We start from the raw sequence: 24,605 nt of genomic DNA, 5'->3' as shown, positions 1-24,605 counted from the left end.
GTATATTTTTAATCCAAAGACTCGGTCAATTTCTTGAAAACCGTTTTAGCGTCTTTTCCTTCGTATAAAACAGCATAAACAGCATCTATAATTGGCGTTTTCGCACCGTAACCTTGATTTAGTTTATAGGCACTTTTTGTTGCGTAATAACCTTCGGCAACCATGCTCATTTCCATCATGGCACTTTTTACGGTGTACCCTTTTCCGATCATATTTCCGAACATTCTATTTCTAGAGAAAACAGAATATCCTGTAACCAACAAATCGCCCAGATAAGCCGAATCGTTAATGTTACGTTTCATTCGGTGTACTTTTCTAATGAATTTCTTCATTTCGCGAATCGCATTACTCATAAGAACCGATTGGAAGTTGTCGCCATAACCTAAACCATGCGCAATTCCGGCAGCAATGGAGTAAATGTTTTTCAGCATTGCAGCATATTCAGTTCCGATGATGTCGTCTGAAATTTTGGCTTTAATATAATTTCCAGAAAGTGTTTTGGCTACAATTTTAGCTTTATCCGGATCGCCGCAAGCAATTGTCAAGTAAGAAAGCCTTTCTAAAGCTACTTCTTCTGCGTGGCAAGGTCCTGTAATAACGCCAATATTGTAATATGGAATGTCGTATTCAATGTGGAAATGTTCGCCGACAATTAAACTCGTTTCTGGAACAATTCCTTTAATAGCAGAAAAAATGATTTTATCTGATAAAGAAACCGTCATGTTTTTTAACTCGGCATCTAAGAAAGCAGATGGAATTGCAAAAATAATGTAATCTGCATATTCTATCGCTTCATTTATATTGTTGGTTAATTTGAGTTTTTTAGTATCAAATTCAACAGAACTTAAGTAGTTCGGATTGTGCTTGAATTTCTCGATATGCTCAATAGCAGCATCATTGCGCATGTACCACGAAATTTCAGAAAGATTTACACATAACATTTTTGCAATTGCCGTTGCCCAGCTTCCTCCACCAATCACTGCAAATTTTAAGTTTTCGCTCATTATTTTAATAATTTAAAACAAAAGTACTTAATAATGTGCTAATAAAGCAAAATCTGTTTTAAGAAATTTTGAAAACAAGCTTTAATTGCAATGACTTTCAAGAAGTTTAAGAACAAAAAAAAATTTTTTAATGTTCAAACAATAAAACTATCTGACTTACGTTATAACAAATTATAAATTAGAATTTTAATGAATTTAAAAAAAATTGAGTTAGTTAGTTTTGTTTTAGTATTTTGAAAAGGCGTTCCTAAACTTGTTAAGAACGCCTTTTTTAATGAAATTCCAAATTTTAAAAAATCCCAATAGAAAATTCCAAATTCCAATACGTCTAAGATTGTAATTTGGAATTTTAAAAATTTGGAATTTACCCCTTAGTAACTAAGTTCCACAATAGATTTTACTTTATCTAAAGTTACTAATTGATTTTCTCCTAAACCTTTCCAGCCTCTTTCCTCAAATCGATTTACGATAAAATCGGCAGTTTTAGAATAGTCTTCTGTATATTGAGAAAGTTTAGTGTCCATTCCCATTTTATGGAAAAATTCAACCGTTTTGTTAATGGCTTCTTTTGCAACTTCTTCATCAGAACCAGTTAAGTTGAAGATTCTTCTTCCGTATTGTGCTAGTTTTGCTTTTTTAGTTTCAAACATAACATGATACAAACTTGGTCCAATTATCGCCAAAGTTCTAGCATGATCAATTTCGTAAAGTGCTGTTAATTCGTGACCAATCATGTGCGTTGCCCAATCACTTGGAACACCTTTCTGAATTAATCCGTTTAAAGCCATTGTACAGCTCCACATAAAATTAGAAGCCAAAGTATAATCAGTTGGGTTTGCTACGATTCCGGGACCAACTTCAATTAAAGTCTGTAGAACACCTTCTGCAATTCTATCCTGAAGAAATGCATCCGTAGGATACGTTAAATATTGTTCCATAACGTGCGTGTACGCATCTACAACACCATTTTCGATTTGTCTTTTTGGTAAAGACGAAATCACTGTAGGATCACAGATTGAAAATAGAGGAAATAAAGCACTTCCGCCAGAAGATAATTTTTCTTGAGTTGCTTCAATTGTTACCACATATCCAGAATTCATTTCGCTTCCTGTTGCCGGTAGCGTTAAAACTGTTCCAAATGGCATTGCATTTTCTTTAATTAAAATTCTTTTTTGAAGAATGTCAATCGGATTTCCTTCAAAGTTTACTGCTGCCGAAATAAACTTCACGCCATCAATTACAGATCCGCCACCAACAGCCAAAATAAAATCGATTTTTTCTGCTTTGATCACATCAACAGCTTTCATCAAAGTTTCAAATCTCGGATTTGGTTCGATTCCTCCAAATTCTACAATTTCAAAAACTTTAAGGTTGTTGATTACTTGATCGTAAATTCCGTTTTTAAAAATACTTCCACCGCCATAAGCCAAAAGCACTTTTGCACCTTTTGGAACTAAAGTCGAAAGTTTTTCAATTTGTCCTTTTCCGAAAACTAAATTCGTCGGATTATATAATTCAAAGTTGAGCATTTTTTTAGCGTTTCTAAGATGCTAAGTTTCTGATTTTTTTGCTTTAGAACATAAATTCTCAGAAACTTAACATTGTGATTTATTAATTTTTATTTTCCCATTTAGTGAATAAGAGATTGAGTTTTTAGATTTCTAAAAGAAAACCTTAGCATCTTAGAGCCTCAGTCCCTTAGACCCTTTATTTTAACTCTTGTAACAATTTTGCAGCTACCAATTTAGATGAAGCTGGGTTTTGTCCTGTAATCAAAAGTCCGTCTGCAACTGCATATGGTTGCCAGTTTGGACCTTTAGAAAAAATTGCTCCGTTGGATGATAAAGCATCTTCTAATAAAAACGGAACTACTTTTGTTAATCCAACAGCTTCTTCTTCCTCATTGGTAAATCCGGTTACTTTTTTGCCTTTTACTAGATATTCACCTTTTACTTTTACATTTTTCAAGACAGCAGGCGCGTGACATACAAATGCGACTGGTTTATTGTGCGTGTAAAAAGATTCGATTAAAGCAATTGAACTTCTATCTTCAACCAAATCCCAAAGCGGACCGTGACCTCCTGGATAAAATACAGCGTCGTAATCTTTTTGGTTAACTGTAGAAAGCTTTAAAGTGTTTTTTAATTTTTCCTGTAAAACTTTATCAGCATCAAAACGTTTGGTGTCTTCCGTTGCCGAAGCTGGATCGGCACTTTTTGGATCAATTGGCGGTTGTCCTCCAAGTGGAGACGCAATTGTAATTTCAACACCTTGATCTAGTAATTCGTAGTAAGGTGCAGCAAATTCTTCTGACCAAAATCCTGTTTTTTCTCCTGTATTGCCCAGTTTATCATTGCTGGTTACAACAAATAATACTTTTTTCATACTTTTCTTGTTTGATTTTTGAGCTTCAGCAGAAATGCTTACAGCTGTAAATGCAGTTATTGCGAATAGTGCTATTTTCTTCATAAATATTAAATTTTGAACAAATTTACGGAGAAAGTGATATCAGTAAAAATAAAATAAACTATGTTTGTTATTATTAAATTTATATCATGGTAAATCTAGAATGGTACAGAACATTTAAAGCGGTTTATAAAAATGGTAATTTTTCGATCGCTGCAAAAGAGTTGTTTATGAGTCAGCCTGCCGTTAGTCAGCAGATTTCAATGCTTGAAGCGCACGTTGGAAATAAATTATTTAATCGGAAATCAAAAGGAGTTGAACCAACCGAATATGCTAAGTTACTGAATAATTTGATTATAGACGCTCTTGACAGGCTCGAAAGTGTCGAAACTAGTTTCCGGGCTAAAGCAGAAGATGCTAATCGATTAATTTCTGTTGGAATTTCAAAACATCTTTTTGACTGTGTTGGTAATCTTTTAATTTCAAAGTTTGATTTAATCGATTTTACCTTTGCAGAAAACGACGAACTTTTTGCTTTAGTCGACGCAAAAAAACTTGACTTTGCTATTACAACAAAAAGATTTGACACTTTTGATACCACTTATGAAATTGTTGGAAAAATCAAACTGATTTTAGTTGCTCCAACAAGTTTAGATATAACAGAGTTCCGTCAGAAATTAAAATCAGATAATTTTACTGAGATAGAGCAGTGGCTCAATGCACAAAAATGGTACAGTCACGATGCTAGAATTCCGCATATAAAATTATTCTGGTTGCATGCTTTCAATAAAAAGAGACCGTCGATGGTTCCAAATTACATTATACCTTCAGAATCAGAAATGCTTAGGCTTTTGGCTAAAAATGAAGGAATCGCAGCAACTTGGAATTGCAACGCCAGAAATTATATTAAGGAGAATAAATTGCAGTTAGTTTGGAATAGCTTTCATGTTCCAGAAGAATTTGTGTATTTACTGATGCCTAAAAACAATAATTTGAAATCGTTTTTTGATATTATTGAGAAAGAATTAAAGCTGTTTTTTGGAAATCGATTGTGATTTCAATCATGTGTTCGTGTGTTTTAAAAGTTTAATTTTGATAAGTAAACCACTAAAATTTTCAAAAATGAAAAAGATTGCAACAGTGTTAATCCTATTTGCAGCTGTACTTATAAGTAATTCGTGCAGTAAAAGCGACGATGAAGCGATAGTAGATTGTTTAGCAGAATCAATTTTTGTTAAAATACATAATTCAACTGATGCTACTAATCCGAAGTTGATGAATTACTCAGCTGAGTATACAGGAACAGGAACTTTGGTTTCTGTAAAATGGACTTTTGGTGACGGATCTACAGGAACTGGTACGGCGGTAACACATACTTATGCGGCTGCAGGTACATATGAGGCTAAGGCTGAAGTTACGGTTAAAAAAGATGGTGCAGAATGTACTTCTATACCTAAAAGAACTGTGACAGTTAACTAAGAAAAGTTAAGAGATATTGATGAGAGTCAATTTTATAGTTTAATGCAAGAGCATAGATTATAAAGTTGACTCTCATTCGTTATATTTGTTTGATATGATTTATGAATATGGAAAAGTTACAAAATATTAGAATTGCGGTTGATGCGATTGTTTTTGGTTATAAAAACAATGGTTTATATGTTTTATTGATTGAACAAAAGTTTGGTTCTGCAGATAAATATTGGGCACTACCTGGTGGTTTAGTCCAAAACGACGAATCTTTGAGTGATGCTGTTATTCGTGAATTGCACGAAGAAACCAATGTGCAATTAACGTTTATGGAACAATTGTACACTTTTGGAGATGATATTTACAGAGATTCCAGAAACCGTGTTATTTCGGTGGCTTATTACGCTTTGGTTGATGCTTCCAACTTAGAAATTAAAGCAGATACAGATGCAGAAAGAGTGCAATGGTTTAAGATTGATGAAATTCCGTCTTTGGCTTTCGATCATAATTTGATTTTAAAGAAAGGAATAGAAAGATTAAAAGCCAAACTGACTTACGAACCAATTGGTTTCGATTTACTTCCCGAGGAATTCTTGTTCTCAGACCTCGAAAATCTTTATTGCACGATTTTAGAAAAAGAAATAGATCGCCGAAACTTCAGAAAAAAAATACTGAGCTATGGTTTTTTAGAAGAAACCGATAATTTTTCTCCAATAAGAAGCGGAAGACCAGCAAAATTATTTAAGTTCAATAAGCTAAAATACAATGAGTTAATTGATAAAGGCTTTCACTTCGAAATAAAGTTTGCGTAATTTTTACACAAAATAAATTGTTTATTTAAAATTAAATTCTACATTTGCGTATAATTAACGCAAACTAAAAAACTATGATACTAAATCTCGACCCAAAATTCGCTCCATTTCAAAATCAGGAAGAAATCAAATTTCAAAGTTTTACTTTCTCAGGAGGAGAACCACACATCAAAATCGCTCCAGATTTTGATCCAAATAGAAAAGTTACCATTACACATCGATTGAATTCATTCAACGATTTAGGTTTGTTATGCGTTACAGTTGATGCGCTAAGAAGAATGGATGTTAAAATCATTGATCTTTTTATTCCGTATTTCCCAGCTGCGCGACAAGACCGTGTTATGATTCCTGGCGAGCCATTGTCTGTAAAAGTATACGCCGATATTATTAATGCAATGCAATTGAACAAAGTTTTTGTTTTTGATGCGCATTCAGAAGTAACTCCAGCTTTGTTGAATAATAGTACCGTAATTCCGAATTACACTTTTATCAAAGAAGTTTTGAATAGAATTGGCGAAAACGTAAAACTGATTTCTCCAGACGGTGGCGCTTTGAAAAAAATTTACAAAGTATCTGAGTTTTTAGGCGGTGTTGAAGTTGTAGAATGCAGTAAAAGCCGTGACGTAAAAACAGGGAAATTATCTGGTTTTAAAGTTTACAATGAGGATTTGCAAGGAATGGATTGCTTAATTGTAGATGATATCTGCGACGGAGGAGGGACTTTTGTAGGATTAGCTGAAGAGCTAAAAAAGAAAAACGCAGGAAAACTGTATTTAGCAGTAAGCCACGGAATTTTCAATAAAGGTTTTGAAGTTTTAAATTGCTTTGATGGCATTTTTACAACCAATTCTTTTAAAGATTTTGAAGGGGAAAGTGTTCAAGTGATTGGATTAGATCAATTAGTTTAACTTTTGAATCGTAAAAAATGATACTAGAAGCAGCAATAGGAGACGCTTACGGAGCAGGATTTGAATTTCAGGAGTTAGATTATATCATTAAAAACAATCATTTAACGCAATATCATAAACATGGTTTGTATACAGAAATCTATAAAAGATATACTGACGATACACAAATGGCCATTGCAATAACAGAACTTTTATTGGAAGATGATAATTGGAATGAAGTAAAAGTTGCCGATAAGTTTGTTGAAGTTTTTCACAGAGATAAAAGAAGAGGTTATTCAGATAGAGTTTATAATGCATTAGACGCTAGTAAAAACGGAACTGATTTTTTAAAAATTATCGATAATAGAAGCAGTGGAAATGGATCGGCCATGCGAGCTTACTCCATCGGACTTATAAAAGATGTTAATCAGTTATTGGATTTTTGTGAAATTCAGGCAAAAACATCTCACTTCACTGCAGAAGGAATTAGCTGTGCTAAAAGAATAGCTTTGGCAGTTCATTTTTATAAATATAAATTGGGAGACAAAAGCTCTCTGATAGATTTTGTAAATGATACTTTAAAGGAAAAAGAAGTATACAAAATAACATCGCCAATTGATATGCACGGGTATTTTACAACTCAAGCTGTTATCAAAATGGTTTCTGAAGCAGATTCTATGCAGGATTGTTTAAAAACAGGAATCGATTATGGTGGTGATACAGATACCGTTGCAGCTTTGTGCATGGCGATTTTAAGTCAGAAAGAGAATTGCGAAAAAACACTGCCAAAGTTTTTATATGATGAATTAGAAAACGGCACATACGGAAAAGATTTTCTAATCGGTTTAGATCTTAAATTGAAAGAGAAGTTTCATTGAGATAAGAAGTTTCACGTTTCAGGTTTCAAGTTGTTGCGAGTGTGAGACATGAAACAAAAAAATACTATTAACTTTTTCAAGTTTAAAACCAAATTTCAGGCCCAGCATACAACTTGAAACTTTAAACTTGAAACAAAAACAACCAAAATATTATGAGCGACGATTTAAAACCAAGATTTATTGAATCTTTAAAAAGAAACAATGATCAGATAAGAGAAGACAGAGCCAAAGTGATTGGTGAGGATTCAGAATTAATATACAGAAGAAGAGTCGAAGATATCGAATTAAAAATCAAAAGACTCGAAAGAGAACAAGAAGGATTGATTGATATTAGTCCGCTAGATAAAAACAGTTTGACTTTTGCCGATTTTCAGCCAGAAGCTTTTGTTCAGAAGGACATGGAAATTTCGCTGACCATTAGAAATTTAAACATCCAGTTTGAGGTTACAAAAAAGAGATTTGAATATTTATTTGGTAAAAAATATTAGTCATGGGAGGTACAAGATATGATTTCGGCGCTCGCGAGAGTAGAGCAAAAAAAGTAGGTTATGCTAGTAAATCAGCTAGCGAGATTTTTACACAGAATGCATTACGAATGGCTCATGAATCGATGAACCCAAACGGAGTGATTTTTAGAGAAGCAAGAGATTCAGATGTGCATCCCAATACAGTTCCGATTATTTTAGGATTGGATGTTACCGGAAGTATGGGACATATTCCACATGAATTGATAAAAGAAGGACTTCCAAAATTAATGGGAGGAATTATTCAGGGTGGTGTTCCAGATCCAGCGCTTTTATTCTTAGGAATTGGCGATCACGAATGCGACAGATATCCGCTTCAAGTTGGACAGTTTGAATCTGGTGACGAAGAATTGGACATGTGGTTGACAAGAACATATATTGAAGGTGGAGGAGGAGGAAACGCTGGTGAAAGTTATCTTTTAGCATGGTATTTTGCGGCTTTTCACACCAAAACGGATGCTTTTGAAAAAAGAGGACAAAAAGGATTGTTGTTTACTGTTGGTGATGAGCCAGGTTTGAAAACACTTCCAGCTTCAGCAATTAAAGAAATTATGGGTCAGGGACAACAGACTTATACGCATCTTGAATTATTAGCAGAAGCACAAAAAAAATACGATGTCTATCATATTAGTGTATTGCATTCAGGACAAGCCATCAATGCCGATGTAGAATGGAAGGAATTACTGGGGCAAAACTGTTTGTCTATCGAAGATCACAGAGAAATTCCAAACGTAATTAAAAAGATCATTTGCGATAAACATAAAAGTTCTGTTGCAGGTTTAGGAACAAGTTCGGTTTCAGGAGGTTTAGATAATATAGAAATGCTTTAAAATTTTCTGAGTTTCCGATATTAAAATGTAAAGTTTTTTTCTCAGCAATGACAAATTTGCTCGCAAAGACGCAAAGGCGCTAAGATTTTTACAGAAATGTTAGTTTAAAGATTTGTTGAATTCAGCTTACTTAAAGAATATATAAAAAAAACTTTGCGACTCTGCGCCTTTGCGAGATTAAAATAAAAACAAAATGAAAACAGCGAAAATAGTTATAGGTTTAGGATTTGGTGATGAAGGAAAAGGCATAACCACAGATTTTCTAGCAAAACAAAATCCTGAATCTATAGTTATTCGCTTTTCAGGAGGACAGCAGGCCGCTCATACCGTCATGATTGGAAATAGAAAACACGTGCATTCGAGCTTTGCAAGCGGAGCACTTCGCGGTCTTCCATCTTATTATAGCGAACACTGTACGATTCATCCACTTTTTTTATACAACGAAAGAGAAGAATTGAAAGAGAAAGAGGCTAATATGGATTTGTACATTCATCCTTTAGCAAAAGTCACCACTCCGTTTGATGTCTGGCACAACAGAGGAAATGCTAGGAATATTGATCACGGAACCTGCGGAAAAGGCATTGGTTCAACCATGAAAAGAAACGAAGGACCATATAAATTATTTGCTATAGATTTGATTGCGCCTCGAGAAATGCTCCTAGAAAAACTAAACCAAATCGCCTATTATTATGGTTTTTTAAACGAAAGCGAAATCGACGAAGAAGTCAATCGATATTTGGAAGCAGTCGACAAAATAAAATGGAATATTGTTGATTATACATTTCTTTCAAAATACGAAAATCTGATTTTTGAAGGCAGTCAGGGAATTCTGCTGGATATGGATCATGGTGTTTTTCCGAATGTAACCTATGCGAATACCACTTCAAAAAATGCAATTGAAATTTGTAATAAACTAAAGATTGAAGATGTAGCCATTTATTACGTAACCCGAAGTTATGCAACCCGCCACGGACACGGCTGGATGGCTAACGAAGGAGAAATTAAATTAAAAAACAACGAAGAAGAAACTTGTGTTTTTAACGAGTACCAAAAACATTTACGTTTTGGAAGTCTGAATTACGAACTTCTGAATTATGCTCTAAAACTCGATGCCGCTTACAGCCCATTGGCAAAACGAAATTTGGTTGTAACCTGTATGGATCAGTTGGATCAGAATTATGAGTTTGAAAGTCTCACAACAACGTTCAATGAAATCTATGGATCATTTTCACCCGATTCAAAAGATTTTAAAAACATTACTTCTTTGTTTCAATAAAATAGAAAAAATGAAATACAATATAGATACCATAGTTCCAGAGAGTAAGTTTGTATTTTTCTGGGGTCATCAACCGAGTAAAGACGGAAAAATTCTTAAAACCTGTTTCAGCCAATGGTGGTTGAGTTCTTTTAAAGTAGATAAAGTAACTTATAAAACTGCAGAACATTGGATGATGGCCAAGAAAGCCGAATTATTCAACGATCAAGAAATTTTAGAAAAAATCCTTGAAGCTGATTCTCCTGCCGAAGCTAAAAAATTGGGTAGAGAAGTCAAAAATTATGTTGATACGGTTTGGCTAGAAAATCGATACGAAATTGTAAAACAAGGAAACTTTTACAAATTCAGCCAAAATGCCGATTTGAAAACGTTTTTACTAAACACTAAAGAACGTGTTATTGTAGAAGCAAGTCCAGTTGATCCAATTTGGGGAATCGGAATGGCAGAAGATCATAAAGATGTTCTAAAACCAGAAGTTTGGAAAGGATTGAATCTTTTAGGTTTTGCTTTGATGGAAGTTAGGGATGAATTGAGATAATTAGAAATTATAAAAAAGAAAGATGTTCCGTAGGAACATATCATAGGTAATAATGAATGAAAATATAGCAAAAAGCGTCAGCAAGTTTTTAAGTCTGGTGCTTAGACATTCGCCGGAAAAAATCGGATTAAAATTAGATGAAAACGGTTGGGCTGATGTTGAAGAATTAATTACAAAATGTAATAAAAAAGGACAACGCATGGACGCAGAACTTTTAGATTACGTTGTAGAAAATAACGATAAAAAGCGTTTTGCTTATAACGAAGATAAAACCAAAATCCGTGCAAGTCAGGGACATTCAATTTCGGTTGAATTAAATCTAGCAGAAACAGAACCTTTGGAATATCTGTACCACGGAACGGTCGGTAAGTTTATGGAAAACATTCGTGCAGAAGGTTTGAAGAAAATGAACCGTCAACACGTGCATTTAAGCAAAGACAAAGAAACGGCAACAAAAGTAGGAAGCCGAAGAGGAGTGCCACAAATTTTAACCATTAGAAGCGGCGCGATGCATAGAGACGGATTCAAATTTTATTTATCTGAAAACAATGTTTGGTTGACTGATGAGGTTCCAGCGAAGTATATTGAGTTTTAAAAATGAATAGAACATTTGTTTTTGGAGATATCCATGGAGGATTAAAAGCTTTGGTTCAATTAATGGACAGAATTGCTATATCTGAAAATGAAAGATTAATTTTTTTGGGAGATTATGTAGATGGATGGAGCGAATCGGCACAGGTTATTGATTTTCTGATGGATTTATCCAAAAAGTACGAATGTATTTTTATAAAAGGAAATCACGATGCTTGGTGTCAAGAATGGTTGATGAACGATGTTGTAAATGATATTTGGTTTCTTCATGGAGGAAAATCGACAATAGAAAGTTATCAGAATGTTGATCTTTCAGAAAAGCAGCAACATCAGGAATTCTTTAATCAAATGAAAGATTATTTTGTGGATGAAAACAACAATCTTTTTATTCACGCTGGATTCTCCTCTATGCATGGACCAGAAAAAGAACATTACCAAACCAATTTTTCGTGGGACAGAACATTATGGGAAATGGCGCTGACAATGGATAAGCGAATCAAAAAAGATTCACTTTTATATCCAAAAAGATTATTGCTTTTTAATGAAATCTACATAGGCCATACGCCAACGCTTCATTACGATGTAGAAATCCCAATGCAAGGTTGTAATGTTTGGAATATTGATACTGGAGCAGGTTTTTACGGAAAACTTTCTTGTATTGATATAGAATCAAAAGAATTCTGGCAGAGTGATGTCGTGCAAACCTTGTATCCTAACGAGAAAGGAAGAAATAAATAAAATGAAAAATAGAATAGAATCTGGTTTATTTGGCCTGGCTGTTGGTGATGCTTTGGGAGTTCCGGTTGAATTTCAATCTCGAGCTTATTTAAAACAAAATCCAGTTACAGAAATGTTTGGTTTTGGAACGCATCATCAGCCAATTGGAACTTGGAGCGATGATAGTTCACTTGCTTTTTGTTTAGCGGAGAGTTTATGTTCAGGCTATGACTTGAATGATATTGCAAGGAACTTTGTAAAATGGTATAGCGCAGAATTATGGACACCACATGGACAGGTTTTTGATATTGGAATAGCAACCAGAAATGCAATTTTAAATATAGCAAAAGGACATCAGCCCGATTTATGCGGAGGATTTTCTGAAAGCGATAACGGAAATGGTTCCTTAATGCGTATTTTACCATTGGTTTTTTATCTTCAAAAAGAAAATAATATTGAAGTTATTTATCAAAAAGTAAAAGAAGTTTCATCTATAACACACGCGCATTTCAGATCTGTATTTGCTTGTTTTATTTGCGTGGTTTATTGTTTGGAAATCTTAAAAGATAAAGATAAATTCGAAGCTTATAAAAATACCCAACTTGTTCTTTCTAAATTTCTGGAAGATAAAAGTTTTAATCCTGTTGAAATCGTATTATTTGATAGAATTTTGAAAAATGATATTTCAAAATACAATGAAAACGAAATTCATTCTTCGGGTTATGTGCTTCATAGTTTAGAAGCGAGTATCTGGTGTTTTCTAAATTCGAATTCTTATGAAGAAACTGTTTTAAAAGCAGTTAATTTAGGGCAAGATACAGATACAACCGGTGCAATTGCAGGAGGATTGGCAGGAATTTATTACGGAATCGAGAATATTCCGCAAAAATGGATTGAGAATTTAGTACGAACAAACGATATAAAAGATTTAGCAGAACGCTTATCAAATAAAATATAAATAACTTATATATGAACCCACTACTATTAACTGACGGTTACAAAGTTGACCACAGAAGACAATACCCAGACGGAACCACAATTGTATATTCTAACTGGACACCAAGAAAATCAAGAATTGAAACAGTTGATGAGGTAATCTTTTTTGGATTGCAGTATTTCATTAAAAAATATATCATTCATGACTTCGAAGAGGATTTCTTCAAAAAGCCAAAAGAAGAAGTGATTAAAAAATATTCTCGCAGAATCAATAATTACTTAGGCGAAAATTTAGTTGGAACTAAACATATAGAAGATTTACACGATTTAGGATATATTCCGATGGTGTTCAAAGCTTTGCCAGAAGGCGCAAGCGTTCCGTTGAGAGTTCCAATGTTTACGATGTATAATACGATTCCAGAATTTTTCTGGTTGACGAATTATTTCGAAACGTTACTTTCTGCAGTAGTTTGGTTACCTTGTAATTCAGCAACCATCGCGAAAGAATACAGAAAAGTATTGGACAAATATGCGGCAGAAACTTCTTCTGTTCCAGAATTTGTAGATTGGCAGGCGCATGATTTCTCAATGAGAGGAATGGGCGGAATAGAAGCAGCTCTGACTTCTGCAGCTGGACATTTATTAAGCTTTACAGGATCTGACACGATTCCTGCAATTGATTTCTTAGAAGAATATTATAATGCCAATTCAGATCAAGAATTGGTTGCAGGTTCAGTAGCAGCAACAGAACATTCTGTTATGTGTATGGGAACAACAGAAGGGGAGTACGAAACTTTCAAAAGGTTAATTACAGAAGTATATCCAAAAGGAATTGTTTCTATCGTTTCAGATACTTGGGATTTATGGAAAGTTTTAACGGATTATCTTCCAAGATTAAAAGAAGAAATCGTTTCAAGAGAAGGTAAAGTCGTAATTCGTCCTGACAGCGGTGATCCAGTTGATATTATCTGCGGAAATCCGAACGGAAAAACAGAACAAGAGAAAAAAGGCGTTATCGAATTACTTTGGGATGTTTTTGGAGGAACTACAAATGCTAAAGGATTTAAAGAATTGGTTCCGCAAATCGGAGCTATTTACGGAGACAGTATTACAGTAGCAAGAGCAACTCAAATCTGCGAAAGATTAAAAGAAAAAGGATTTGCTTCTACGAATGTTGTTCTTGGAATTGGTTCTTTCACGTATCAATACAACACCAGAGATACGTTCGGATTTGCGATGAAAGCAACTTACGGAGAAGTAAACGGAGAAGGAAGAGCCATCTTCAAAGATCCGATTACAGATGACGGAACTAAAAAATCGGCTAAAGGATTGATGAAAATCGATTTAATCGATGGCAAGTATCATTTAACAGATAATGTTTCTTGGGAAGAAGAAAAACAAGGCGAATTGAAAGAAGTTTTTAGAGATGGAAAACTTTTGGTTGATCAATCGCTGAGTGAAATCAGAACGAGAGTAAAAAGTGAAGTAAGTATCGAAGCTTAATTATAAACGAAAGCCTGAATTTTAAATTCAGGCTTTTTTTTGTGATTTGAATTTTTACGTTCTGTTTGTCATTTCGACCAAAGGGAGAAATCACACTCGTAAATCGACAAAGATAGGATGCCCTTTGCGGAGTTTCTTGTGTGATTTCTCCCTTTGGTCGAAATGACAAGATTATGTAAACTGTTCGGGGAATTACTTCTTATAAAAATTATTATGATCAATATATTCCCAAACCTTTGGAGGCAATAAAGGTTGAATGTTTTTACCTTCTTTAATGCTGTTTCGAATAAAAGTCGAAGAAATCTCTACAATTGGCGCATCGATTACATGAATTTTGGGATGCGATTTTAGCTCGACATTTTCAGGTTCATCAGAAATTCTTGGGTATACATAAATATCATGATTTTCCAGTATCACTTCATAGTTTTTCCATTTATGAAGCGTTTTCAGATTGTCTTCGCCCATAATTAATGAAAATTCATGGGTTGGATATTTCTCTTGTAAATGAGCGAGCGTGATAACGGTATAACTCGGCTGAGGTAATTTAAATTCGATGTCAGACGGTTTTATCTTTGTGTAATCTTCTGTGGCCAGAAAAACCATTTGCAGACGCTGTTGGTCGTCTAATAAAGTCGATTTCTTTTTTAACGGATTATGAGGCGTAACAACCATCCAAATCTGATCTAAATCTGCAAACTCGGCCATGTGATTCGCAATGATTAAATGACCAACATGTATAGGGTTGTATGTTCCGAAGTAAAGACCTATTTTCATTTTTTATAGTTTCACAGAGAGTCGCTAAGATAGCACAAAGATTCGCAAAGTTTAAAATAATACTTTTGCGAATCTCTGTGTTTTTTCTTTGTGTATCTCTGTGGAATAAAATTACTTGTTTATGAAATCTTTTACCAGTTGATGTGCTTCTTCAAGAGCAACTGATAAATCATAGTTTTTGATAATCACGTCGAACTGAGGCGCTGTTGCCAATTCTACAGAAGCTTTTGCGATGCGCATATTGATTTTATCTTCGCTTTCTGTAGAACGTTGTTTTAATCGACGTTTTAATTCGTCAACACTTGGAGGTTTAACAAAAACAGCCAAAGTTTCTTCTGGAAATTTGTGTTTAATACGAAGGCCACCAACCACGTCAATATCAAAAATGACATTTTTTCCTAAAGCCCAGATTCTTTCAATTTCCGATTTTAAAGTTCCGTAGAAGTTGTCGCGATACACTTCTTCCCATTCCAAGAAATCTTCAGCTTTGATGTGTTTTTTGAATTCTTCCAACGAAATAAAATAATAATCCTTTCCGTCTACTTCTTCACCACGTGGTGCACGTGATGCTGCCGAAATCGAAAATTCAAGATTTAAATCTTCTTGACCTAATAAATGTTTTACGATAGTTGTCTTTCCAGATCCAGACGGTGCCGAAAAAACAATTAATTTTCCTTTGTTCATTGTGTGTTTATGTGTGATCTGTCATTTTAGAAATCTAATTCTTTTTTTAAGACAGATAGTAATTCATTGTATGAAATTAATTCATCGACAGTTGGATAATCTTTTAAGTATATTTCTGGATTATCAAAGAAAAAACTGTTTTTACTCTTTCCGTTCCTAATATATACTTTATAGCCAATTCCGTCTAAAGCAATTTTTTTACGAGTTTTAATTTCAAATTCTCCTTTATAGGATGTAATTTCAGGCTTTCCAAATTTATATCTGATGTCTTCCATATTTGGAAGAAATTCAACATTTGTAATTAGTATCTTAAGCCAAATTAAATCTGCATTTACTGGTTTTAGCTTTCCACTGCTTTCCTTTGGAAAACTTGATTGGTCAATTTTGGTTACACTTTTGAAATCTTTTTGATACCAAAATTTCTGAACTATCCACCCATCCGCTTTATCATTGAACATTCTAAAGAGAACAATTCTATTTCCAATAGAATAATCTTCGTAAATACGTATTTCTTGTTGATATTCTAAATTATCTGGTATTTCTAAAACCTTATTTATTTCAGATACTTCTTGACCAAAACATTTGAGAATTATGAAAAAGAAAAAGATTAAATAAGATCTCATATTTAGAGCACATTCAATACTTGCTCTTTAATCTTCTCCAATTCATCTTTCATCATCACCACCAATTTCTGCATTTGAGCATGATTTGATTTAGATCCCATTGTGTTGATTTCACGTCCCATTTCCTGAGTGATAAAACCAAGTTTTCGTCCATTAGCTTCAGTTCCATTAAGGGTTTCTATAAAGTAATCCAAATGATTGCCTAAACGAACTTTTTCTTCGGTAATATCCAGTTTCTCTAAATAATAGATTAATTCCTGCTCAAAACGGTTTTCGTCAACGTTAACCTGTAATTCTGAAATTGCAGTCTGCAGACGATCTTTAATTGCTTGTACGCGTTCTGGATCAAGTGCCAAGGTATCATTCATGAATTGACGAATGTTTCCAATTCTTAAATTGAATTCTTTTTCAAGAGATTCACCTTCGTCTTTACGGAAGTTTAAAATGTTTTGAAGTGCCTCATCAATAATAACCTGAATCTGCTCCCAGTCATTCTCATCAATTTCTTCGCGTTCTGTTTTTAATGTGTCAGGCATACGAACAGCCATTTTCATTAATTCAGTTTCATCAGCATTTGGATTTACTTCTTTTAACTGCGCAATATAATTTTTTACGACAGGTACATTTACTTTAGTTGAAGTTTGTTCTGCAGTACTTTCTACATAGATTGCAAAATCAATTTTTCCTCTTTCCAACTTAGTCGAAATAAGAGTTCGCAATCCAAGTTCCATCTCACGGTAAACCGATGGCATTCTTACATTTAAATCTAAACCTTTAGAGTTTAGAGATTTTACTTCAACGGTGATTTTTTTTGTAGGCAATTGCAAAGAAGCTTTGCCAAACCCTGTCATAGATTGTATCATATAATTGAGTATAAAGGCGCAAAGATAAATAAAAGTTTGATGTGTTACGTTGTAAATTGTGAATCAGTTTTATAGATCAAAATTTGCGGTTATTCTTACGTTAGTGCATTTATAACTTCGGCTACATTTTTTTGGCTGTTGCCAATGTAAATTTTTCCGTCAATAATAAAAACCGGACGGCTTAAGAAAGTATAATGCTCTAAAATGTATTTTTTAAAATCGGCTTCAGTCAAAGATTTTTCTTTTAATCCCATTGACTTGTATAATTGAGCCTTTTTGCTAAATAACGCTTCATAACTTCCAGAAAGTTTATACATTTCTTCCAGTTGTTCTTCTGTAATTGGATCTTGTCTAATGTCTTGAAAAACTAAATTGTTTTCTGGAAGACTTTTAATGATTTTACGACAAGTATCACAGGATGCTAAGTAATATATTTTGTTCATTATTTGTGAATTTGTTAGAATACAAAGAAAATCCATTTGAAGCTTAAAAATGATTAATTTTAGAAAAAAAATAAAATTATGAGTTCAGTTTTTGATGTACAGAAAACTATTAGAGAAATTCTCTTGAAAATCTTAGACAGTCATTCGTTAGAACAATTAAACAAAGTTCCAGATGGTTTTAGCAACAATATTATTTGGAATATAGGGCATTGTATTTCGTCGCAGCAGGTTTTGGTTTATAAATTATCGGGCCTTCCGACGATGGTTTCTGAAGATTTCATTAACAAATACAGAAAAGGAACCAAACCAGAAGGAGATGTTTCTCAAGCTGAAGTTGATGAGATTCGAACATTGCTTTCTACAACATTAGAAAAAACAAAAAATGATTTTGAGAGCGGACTTTTTGTTGATTACCACGAATATACTACTAGTATCGGTTTCACGCTTCGTCATGTTCAAGGAGCCTTGGATTTTAATAATTACCACGAAGGGCTTCATAGTGGAGTCGCAATGGCATTAAGAAAATTGGTTTAAAAAAAGTCCCGCTTTAAGCGGGACTTTTTTTATTCAATTATGGTTTCAATGGTAACCTTCATAGCTCCGGCACCTTTGTGTTTTGTAATATCCATAAAAGCTCTTTTAGACAAATCGATTTCACGAGTCTTTACAAAAGGTCCGCGATCTGTAATTTTTACAATAACGAATTTTCCATTGGCTTCATTGGTTACTTTAACTCTTGTTCCAAAGGGAAGTTTTTTATGAGCTGCAGTATAGTTGTTGTTGTTAAATCTGCTTCCATTAGCGGTTCTTTTTCCATTAAAACGATCTGCGTAGTAGGAAGCATGAGCGTTTTTCTTGTATGGTCTTAGTTTTAAACCTTTATCGGTAAAAACAGAATCCGGCAACGGAATAATAACTGGTTTTACATTTTTAACAGTATCTTGAATGATTTTAGGTTCTGTTGTAGGTTTGGTTTGGCTTATGACATACGTAAAGCCGCTAATTAAGGTTAAAGCGATTGTGGCGAATAAAATGTTTTTTTTATTTCTCATGGGTTATTCTTTTTCAGACTTGGGGGGAGTTTGTACAAATAATATGCCGAGATAAAAAAAGCCCTCATTAAGGGCTTTTAATTGGTATTTTTTAGAACCAAAGGTTCCATGGAATTCTACTTAAAATAAGCAATAATCCTAATCCGTAAAAAATAGCAAAGGTTTTAAATTTAGCTTCGCTATTGATTAATTTTTTATGTTTAGACCATCCGATAGTTATCAAGATGATAGCAATAATATTAATTAGAGGGTGTTCTAATGATGTTAATCTTAATTCTGCATTAGACATTTGTCCAAATGCTGCTTTTCCAAGAGGAGAAACAAAATATAAGATTAAACCAATCAATAATTGAGTGTGTGTACCAATTAAAGCAAATAAAGCAATTTTACGATCCTTACCAGTAAATTCTTTTTTTGAAGTTACTCCGATAATAGCGTTAACAACTGCAATTACTAAAAGAAGCAATGCTAAGTACGCCCAGCCAGAGTGAAATTTTTGTAGAAAATTATACATAAACTGTGTTTTTTGTTCAAAAACAAATATAACAAAAAAGGCTATAAAAAAACGGCATTAAACTTAAAAGTCAATGCCGTTTTTATTATTTATTTAGATTCTAAATTCTTAGAAATCGTAACGTAATGCGAAGTTCCAAGTTCTACCGAAACCAAAGTATACTTGGTTTGTAGTAGCAATACCTTTGTAAGTTGTAACAGTAGGAACATCAGCAGCAAATATATTTGTTTTTGCTTCAGCAATGTAAGTGTAATCAAAAAGGTTGTTTACATTTAATCTGAAACCTACTGAGTTGCTTTTGTTTCTACCTACTAACAATTTGTATGATAAACCAGCATCAGCAGTACCGTAAGATGGTAATTGTAATGCACCTCTGTTATCTTCTTTAGTAAAGTTTCCTGGAGAGATAGCAGCATACAATTTGTCAACATAGTTGTAGTTTGCATCTACAGTAAAACGAGGTAAGATTTCATAAGTTGCTCCTAAAGCAGCAGTTGTTTGAGCAGCATCACCAACTCTTACACCGTCAAGGAATAATGTTGAACCAGTTCCAATTTGATTGTTAGCTGAATCGTAACGGTTACTTGTACTTGTTCCTTCATATTTCCAATCTCCAAGAGATAGCATACCTGTAATAGTAAGTTTGTCAAGCACTTTAGCAGTACCATCAATCTCAATACCTGAGTGGATTTCTGTAATTCCAGCGAAATCAAAGTAACCACCTGGATTATCAGCAGCACCATCATTAGATCTTTGGTATCTGTCTTTCCAAGAAGTTCTGTATAAGTTAACATTTGCAGTAAATTTACTTGTACGTAAACCATATCCAGCTTCAACAGCAAAGATTTTTTCGTTTGTTAAGTTACCAGCTACAATTGAACTGTTGTTTGGGTAAACTGCATTAAAGAATGGTTGTTTTGAGTAGTATCCTGAGTTAACAAAAACATTATGGTGCTCGTTGATGTTGTAGTTAACACCACCTTTTACGTTACCACCTAAGATGTTTTCGTAATCTGTACTTGCTAATGGAGTTCCAGCTGCATATTTGAAATAGTCAACTCTTTTGAATCCTTGTTGAGAAAGTGCACCTTGAACGAATGCAGTAAATTTATCAGAAGTATACTCTAATTGAGTAAATCCTCCGTACCATCTTACGTCACCGTCATTGTTGAAGTTGATTTTTTCTTCTTTGTCAGTGCTTTTGAATACATTCCAAGCTGGGTATGTAGAATATGTCCCGTATAAAACTCTATTTGGGTTGTTTACATCAAAATTGTCAGCGAATGCATCTGCTCCTAGAAGGTTGTTTACGTTTTGGTAGTGAAGACCTTTGTATCCTCTTACGTCAACTCCTAAATCCCAAGTTAAATTTTCTGTGAATTTTTTGTTGAAGTTAACAATTGCTCCATACCAGTTGTGAGAGTTAACAGATGAAATTTGAGAAATACCATTTGTAGTATTGTTTCCAGTAAGTGAAGTATTTTGGTATTGACCAGTCGTACCTGTTGTTGTACGAGTAGAAGCAGCTCCATTGATCATTACCGTTTCACCTGAATTATAAGCTACGATTTTGTCATAATCAACTAAACCGTTTGCAGTTCTAAATGCAGCGTTAGCATAATTTAATCCTTTAATAAATCCAGTTCCTCTAGATCCTCCTCCACGTCCGAAAGAAGCGTAAGCAACAGCAGATAATTTAGATGTTTCATTAATTTGGAAATCATAGTTTAATGAAGTAACAGGTTTGTGGTAGTAGTTTCTTACCATGTTGAAAGCCTGACCATCTTTGTATCCCCAATCAGAGTTATATCTAATGTTTGGATCAGATACTGAACCATATTGTTGATACTGTGCAATAGTGATAAATGTAGATCTTTGATCGTGCCATTGTGGAGCACCAGTAACTGTAAATTGGAAATCGTGTTTGTTATTTTTTGTAGTATAACCAAGAGCTACATAGTAGTTATCTCCGTTAAATTGAGTTCCATCTACATATCCGTCACCTTGAGTGTGGCTGTATAATACAGAAGCAGAGAATCCGCTATCTAATTTTCCTGTGTTGTAAGCAACGTTAGATTTGAAGAAATTATCGTTACCAAAAGAAGTACCAACTGTACCACCTTGTTTCAAATCTGAAGCTTTAGTTACGTAGTTCATAGTACCTCCAACAGAAGCAATAGCTAATTTAGAAGAACCTAAACCTCTTTGTACTTGAATGAAAGAAGTAACGTCAGATAAACCAGCCCAGTTACTCCAGTAAACAGCACCGTTTTCCATGTCGTTAACTGGCATACCGTTAACCATTACCGCAATGTTGTTTTGGCTAAATCCACGAATTGTGATTCTAGAATCTCCAAATCCACCACCAGATTTAGTTACATAAACAGATGGAGTGCTTTTTAACATTTCAGGAAGTTCTTGGTTTCCTAGTTTTGCCTGAATTTCAGCAGCTTTAATTGTTGATACTGCAACAGGAGTTTTTCTGTCTTTTGCAATATCTACTGTGCTACTTTTAACTACGATCTCGCTCAATTCGTTTGAGTTAGAAACCAAAGTGATAGTTCCTAAGTTTGTAGTTGCGCCGTTAGACACATTAAATTTCACAGTTTGGTTGTCATAACCTAAGAAAGAGATAACAATCTCTCCTGTGCTTGATGTTGAAGTAAGAGTAAATTTACCATCAAAATCTGTTGAAGTTGCTGTAGTAGATCCTTTGATCACTACATTTGCTCCTGGTAATCCACCTGTTCCGTCGGTAATTTTACCAGTAACTTTTCCTTGAGAAAATACGGTTGAAACTATCATAAAGAATAGTCCGGTCAGTAACCAATTTTTCATTTTCTTCATTTTGTTATTGAGTTTATTGTTTTTGGCAAAATTATAACAAATAACTCAGATAATGTTATCGAAATGTTAAGAAAAACAAGTTTTGCTTTTTGTGCTGCGCATTAAAATGAATTTTTCTCTTTTTATTAAAAAAAATATTGATTTGTTGAATTTATGCAATGCTTTTTTGTTAAAACTGTAATTATTTCCATAGTTAAGCAATGTTAAAAATGTAAATTAGCGGATTTTTCTGTCTTTTGTCGGAATTTTATACAAAAAACGTCCTAATTTTACTAGTAATTAGGACGTTTCAAAAGTTATAGAATACTTAAGATAATGTTTCTATTTGTTTTTTAAGAAATGATTTAACAAAAATGTAGTCGAACTGTCGTGATTTTTAACAGTCTTAGAATTGATCTCGTCTAAGATTGAATTTGCTAATTGCTTGCCTAATTCAACTCCCCATTGATCAAAACTAAAGATGTTCCAGATCACACCTTGAACAAATATTTTGTGCTCATATAATGCGATTAAGGATCCTAAGCTTTTTGGAGTAAGTTTTTGAATTAAAATTGTATTAGTTGGTTTGTTTCCTGTAAAAACTTTAAATGGTAATAAGTAAGATGCTTTTTCAGCAGCAAGTCCTTGTTTGTCAAATTCTGCTTGAACTTGAGCTGGAGTTTTACCATTCATTAAAGCTTCTGTTTGAGCAAAGAAATTAGACATCAATTTATCATGGTGATCTTCATTGCCGTAAAGAGGTTTTACAAATCCGATAAAGTCTGTTGGAATTCTTTTTGTTCCTTGGTGAATTAATTGGAAGAAAGCGTGTTGTGAGTTTGTTCCTGGCTCTCCCCAAATGATTGTTCCAGTTTGATAGTTCACAGATTTGCCATCACGGCCAACACTTTTTCCATTGCTTTCCATAAAAGCTTGCTGTAAATAAGGAGCAAGTTTGTGTAAATATTGTGTGTATGGAATCAAAGCTTCGCTTTCAGCACCATAAAAATTATTGTACCAAACGCTTAATAAAGCCAAAATAACTGGAATGTTTTCGTCGAATTCTGCCGATTTGAAATGCTCGTCCATTTCATTTGCTCCAACTAACAATTGATTGTAATTGTCAAAACCAATTGCTAATGCAATGCTTAAACCAACTGCGCTCCAAAGAGAAAATCTTCCTCCAACCCAGTCCCACATTGGGAAAACGTTGTCCGGATTAATTCCGAATTCTGTTACATTTTTAATGTTTGTAGAAACTGCTGCAAAGTGTTTCGCAATATCTTCCTGAGTAGCCGATTTCAAAAACCATTCTTTAATAGTTTCTGAATTCGAAAGTGTTTCCTGAGTAGTAAAAGTTTTAGAAACAATCACGAAAAGTGTCGTTTCAGGATTTAGTTTTTTGATAACTTCATTTACGTGGTCACCATCAACATTTGAAACGAAATGTGTGTTTAGGTGATTTTTATAAAATTGTAAAGCTTCAACCGCCATTACTGGACCAAGATCAGAACCTCCAATACCAATATTTACAACATCAGTAAAAGCTTTTCCTGTATATCCTTTTCTTTGCCCAGAGATTACTTCTTCTGTAAAGTTTTTGATTTTATTTTTTACTTCGTAAACTTCTGGAATTACATTTTCTCCATCAACCTTAATGACTGCCGATTCTGGAGCACGTAATGCAGTATGTAAAACAGCGCGATTTTCTGTCTGATTGATTAATTCTCCTCCAAAATATTGTGCGATTGCATCTTTCAGTCCGATCGAGTTTGCCAATTCTAATAAAAGAGAAACAGTTTCCTGACTAATATTGTTCTTTGAGTAATCTACTAAAAAATCATTCCATTGTAAATTGAATTTTTCAGCACGGGCACTATCTTGTTGAAACAATTCTTGTATTGTGGTTTCGTGAATTGCGTTATAGTGGTTTTGTAGATTTTTCCACGCTTCAGTCCCAGTTGGGTTTGTTGTGTTTAAAGCCATTTTATCTATAATTGAGTTTGTTTTCTGAAACACAAAAATACTGAAATAACTTTTAAAAGGGGAGCGGTTTGCGATTATATAACAATTAGTTACGAAAACGTTTTATGAATTATCACTTTTGATTTTTGGAAGTTATAATGATAGCTCCATCGTTTTCCTTTTCATTATAAATTATACGGCTGCTGTTTTTGTTTATAAAGTCTAAAGTAATAATGTCCAGTTTTTTAAGTGGCAAGAAGATGGTGTCTTGTTTTTTGTTGTATTTAAATGGAATTCCGTTTATTACAATCAAAGGCGATTCTCCAATTAAATCTTTTTCGAAGGCAGTGCTAACTAGTTGCTGTACAAAATATTTGCTTTCTTCTTTTTCATTTAAAATAAAAACTTTTGGATTGGAGCATCCTACGGCTAATAATGATAAAAATATCAGAAAGGATTTTTGCATGAATAAATAAGAGTTTAAGAAAAAAT

General features: G+C 33.8%; 27 protein-coding genes. 14 read left to right on the top strand and 13 right to left on the bottom strand.

The features are described from left to right. Window positions 1-8: 8 nt before the first annotated feature. The 3 genes from ACFO3N_RS13470 to ACFO3N_RS13460 form a co-directional block, all read right to left on the bottom strand. Window positions 9-1,004 carry an NAD(P)H-dependent glycerol-3-phosphate dehydrogenase gene (locus tag ACFO3N_RS13470; protein ID WP_250834863.1) on the bottom strand — a complete coding sequence of 332 codons (996 nt, stop codon included), beginning with the start codon at window positions 1,002-1,004 and terminating at the stop codon, window positions 9-11. 371 nt (window positions 1,005-1,375) lie between these two features. Further along, window positions 1,376-2,533: an iron-containing alcohol dehydrogenase gene (locus ACFO3N_RS13465; protein WP_379798480.1), complete on the bottom strand. Its 1,158-nt coding sequence runs from the start codon at window positions 2,531-2,533 to the stop codon at window positions 1,376-1,378. Window positions 2,534-2,711: 178 nt separating this feature from the next. Further along, window positions 2,712-3,473, bottom strand: coding sequence for a type 1 glutamine amidotransferase domain-containing protein (locus ACFO3N_RS13460; protein ID WP_379798478.1), 762 nt, complete (start codon window positions 3,471-3,473; stop codon window positions 2,712-2,714). 86 nt (window positions 3,474-3,559) lie between these two features. Here ACFO3N_RS13460 and ACFO3N_RS13455 point away from each other — a divergent pair, with 86 nt between their 5' ends. From ACFO3N_RS13455 to ACFO3N_RS13395, 13 genes are all read left to right on the top strand, one after another. After that, window positions 3,560-4,465: a LysR family transcriptional regulator gene (locus tag ACFO3N_RS13455; RefSeq protein WP_379798475.1), complete on the top strand. Its 906-nt coding sequence runs from the start codon at window positions 3,560-3,562 to the stop codon at window positions 4,463-4,465. 67 nt (window positions 4,466-4,532) lie between these two features. Continuing rightward, window positions 4,533-4,889: a PKD domain-containing protein gene (locus tag ACFO3N_RS13450; protein ID WP_379798473.1), complete on the top strand. Its 357-nt coding sequence runs from the start codon at window positions 4,533-4,535 to the stop codon at window positions 4,887-4,889. Between the two features lie 107 nt (window positions 4,890-4,996). Next, window positions 4,997-5,689, top strand: a complete 693-nt coding sequence (locus ACFO3N_RS13445) for an NUDIX hydrolase (protein ID WP_379798471.1) — start codon at window positions 4,997-4,999, stop codon at window positions 5,687-5,689. Between the two features lie 74 nt (window positions 5,690-5,763). Then, window positions 5,764-6,597 carry a ribose-phosphate diphosphokinase gene (gene prs, locus ACFO3N_RS13440; RefSeq protein WP_379798469.1) on the top strand — a complete coding sequence of 278 codons (834 nt, stop codon included), beginning with the start codon at window positions 5,764-5,766 and terminating at the stop codon, window positions 6,595-6,597. Between the two features lie 17 nt (window positions 6,598-6,614). Continuing rightward, window positions 6,615-7,454: an ADP-ribosylglycohydrolase family protein gene (locus ACFO3N_RS13435; RefSeq protein WP_379798467.1), complete on the top strand. Its 840-nt coding sequence runs from the start codon at window positions 6,615-6,617 to the stop codon at window positions 7,452-7,454. 152 nt (window positions 7,455-7,606) lie between these two features. Then, window positions 7,607-7,942 (top strand): hypothetical protein, encoded by a 336-nt coding sequence (locus ACFO3N_RS13430; RefSeq protein ID WP_248728609.1) that lies wholly within the window; start codon window positions 7,607-7,609, stop codon window positions 7,940-7,942. A 2-nt stretch (window positions 7,943-7,944) separates the two neighbouring features. Next, complete coding sequence (locus ACFO3N_RS13425; protein ID WP_379798465.1) at window positions 7,945-8,808, top strand: hypothetical protein; 864 nt, start codon at window positions 7,945-7,947, stop codon at window positions 8,806-8,808. A 193-nt stretch (window positions 8,809-9,001) separates the two neighbouring features. Then, on the top strand, window positions 9,002-10,084 hold the full coding sequence (locus tag ACFO3N_RS13420) for an adenylosuccinate synthetase (RefSeq protein WP_379798463.1): 1,083 nt from the start codon (window positions 9,002-9,004) through the stop codon (window positions 10,082-10,084). A gap of 10 nt (window positions 10,085-10,094) precedes the next feature. Further along, window positions 10,095-10,622, top strand: a complete 528-nt coding sequence (locus tag ACFO3N_RS13415) for an NADAR family protein (protein ID WP_379798461.1) — start codon at window positions 10,095-10,097, stop codon at window positions 10,620-10,622. A 52-nt stretch (window positions 10,623-10,674) separates the two neighbouring features. Next, window positions 10,675-11,217, top strand: a complete 543-nt coding sequence (locus ACFO3N_RS13410; protein ID WP_379798459.1) for an RNA 2'-phosphotransferase — start codon at window positions 10,675-10,677, stop codon at window positions 11,215-11,217. A gap of 2 nt (window positions 11,218-11,219) precedes the next feature. Then, the gene (locus ACFO3N_RS13405; protein WP_379798457.1) at window positions 11,220-11,951 is read left to right on the top strand and encodes a metallophosphoesterase family protein; all 732 of its coding nucleotides are present in this window, start codon (window positions 11,220-11,222) and stop codon (window positions 11,949-11,951) included. Between the two features lies 1 nt (window position 11,952). Beyond that, window positions 11,953-12,888, top strand: coding sequence for an ADP-ribosylglycohydrolase family protein (locus ACFO3N_RS13400; protein WP_379798455.1), 936 nt, complete (start codon window positions 11,953-11,955; stop codon window positions 12,886-12,888). Window positions 12,889-12,899: 11 nt separating this feature from the next. Next, a complete protein-coding gene (locus ACFO3N_RS13395) occupies window positions 12,900-14,369 on the top strand; it encodes a nicotinate phosphoribosyltransferase (RefSeq protein ID WP_320495607.1) in 1,470 nt (489 codons plus the stop codon). 192 nt (window positions 14,370-14,561) lie between these two features. On the opposite strand, the gene nadD is transcribed toward ACFO3N_RS13395, so the two are convergent. From nadD to ACFO3N_RS13370, 5 genes are all read right to left on the bottom strand, one after another. Further along, complete coding sequence (nadD, locus tag ACFO3N_RS13390; RefSeq protein ID WP_250834880.1) at window positions 14,562-15,143, bottom strand: nicotinate (nicotinamide) nucleotide adenylyltransferase; 582 nt, start codon at window positions 15,141-15,143, stop codon at window positions 14,562-14,564. A gap of 111 nt (window positions 15,144-15,254) precedes the next feature. Next, window positions 15,255-15,827, bottom strand: a complete 573-nt coding sequence (gene gmk, locus ACFO3N_RS13385; protein ID WP_250834881.1) for a guanylate kinase — start codon at window positions 15,825-15,827, stop codon at window positions 15,255-15,257. A 26-nt stretch (window positions 15,828-15,853) separates the two neighbouring features. Beyond that, the gene (locus ACFO3N_RS13380; protein WP_379798452.1) at window positions 15,854-16,450 is read right to left on the bottom strand and encodes a hypothetical protein; all 597 of its coding nucleotides are present in this window, start codon (window positions 16,448-16,450) and stop codon (window positions 15,854-15,856) included. A gap of 2 nt (window positions 16,451-16,452) precedes the next feature. Beyond that, on the bottom strand, window positions 16,453-17,313 hold the full coding sequence (locus ACFO3N_RS13375) for a YicC/YloC family endoribonuclease (protein ID WP_095928434.1): 861 nt from the start codon (window positions 17,311-17,313) through the stop codon (window positions 16,453-16,455). Between the two features lie 95 nt (window positions 17,314-17,408). Further along, the gene (locus ACFO3N_RS13370) at window positions 17,409-17,756 is read right to left on the bottom strand and encodes an arsenate reductase family protein (protein WP_095928433.1); all 348 of its coding nucleotides are present in this window, start codon (window positions 17,754-17,756) and stop codon (window positions 17,409-17,411) included. A 78-nt stretch (window positions 17,757-17,834) separates the two neighbouring features. Here ACFO3N_RS13370 and ACFO3N_RS13365 point away from each other — a divergent pair, with 78 nt between their 5' ends. Beyond that, window positions 17,835-18,290: a DinB family protein gene (locus tag ACFO3N_RS13365; RefSeq protein WP_379798449.1), complete on the top strand. Its 456-nt coding sequence runs from the start codon at window positions 17,835-17,837 to the stop codon at window positions 18,288-18,290. A 29-nt stretch (window positions 18,291-18,319) separates the two neighbouring features. Here ACFO3N_RS13365 and ACFO3N_RS13360 read toward each other — a convergent pair whose 3' ends face one another. The 5 genes from ACFO3N_RS13360 to ACFO3N_RS13340 form a co-directional block, all read right to left on the bottom strand. Next, a complete protein-coding gene (locus tag ACFO3N_RS13360) occupies window positions 18,320-18,808 on the bottom strand; it encodes a septal ring lytic transglycosylase RlpA family protein (protein WP_379798447.1) in 489 nt (162 codons plus the stop codon). A 91-nt stretch (window positions 18,809-18,899) separates the two neighbouring features. Beyond that, window positions 18,900-19,322, bottom strand: coding sequence for a hypothetical protein (locus ACFO3N_RS13355; RefSeq protein WP_248728595.1), 423 nt, complete (start codon window positions 19,320-19,322; stop codon window positions 18,900-18,902). 108 nt (window positions 19,323-19,430) lie between these two features. Beyond that, window positions 19,431-22,169: a TonB-dependent receptor gene (locus ACFO3N_RS13350; RefSeq protein ID WP_379798445.1), complete on the bottom strand. Its 2,739-nt coding sequence runs from the start codon at window positions 22,167-22,169 to the stop codon at window positions 19,431-19,433. A 321-nt stretch (window positions 22,170-22,490) separates the two neighbouring features. After that, the gene (pgi, locus tag ACFO3N_RS13345) at window positions 22,491-24,134 is read right to left on the bottom strand and encodes a glucose-6-phosphate isomerase (protein WP_379798443.1); all 1,644 of its coding nucleotides are present in this window, start codon (window positions 24,132-24,134) and stop codon (window positions 22,491-22,493) included. A gap of 112 nt (window positions 24,135-24,246) precedes the next feature. Next, window positions 24,247-24,579, bottom strand: a complete 333-nt coding sequence (locus ACFO3N_RS13340) for a hypothetical protein (RefSeq protein WP_379798441.1) — start codon at window positions 24,577-24,579, stop codon at window positions 24,247-24,249. Between the last annotated feature and the right edge of the window lie 26 nt (window positions 24,580-24,605).

The sequence above is a fragment of the Flavobacterium chungangensis genome, from assembly GCF_042654045.1.
Classification (GTDB): Bacteria; Bacteroidota; Bacteroidia; order Flavobacteriales; family Flavobacteriaceae; genus Flavobacterium; species Flavobacterium chungangensis.
Note: the sequence above shows the minus strand (reverse complement) of the source record. Positions and strands in the feature narration are given on the sequence as shown.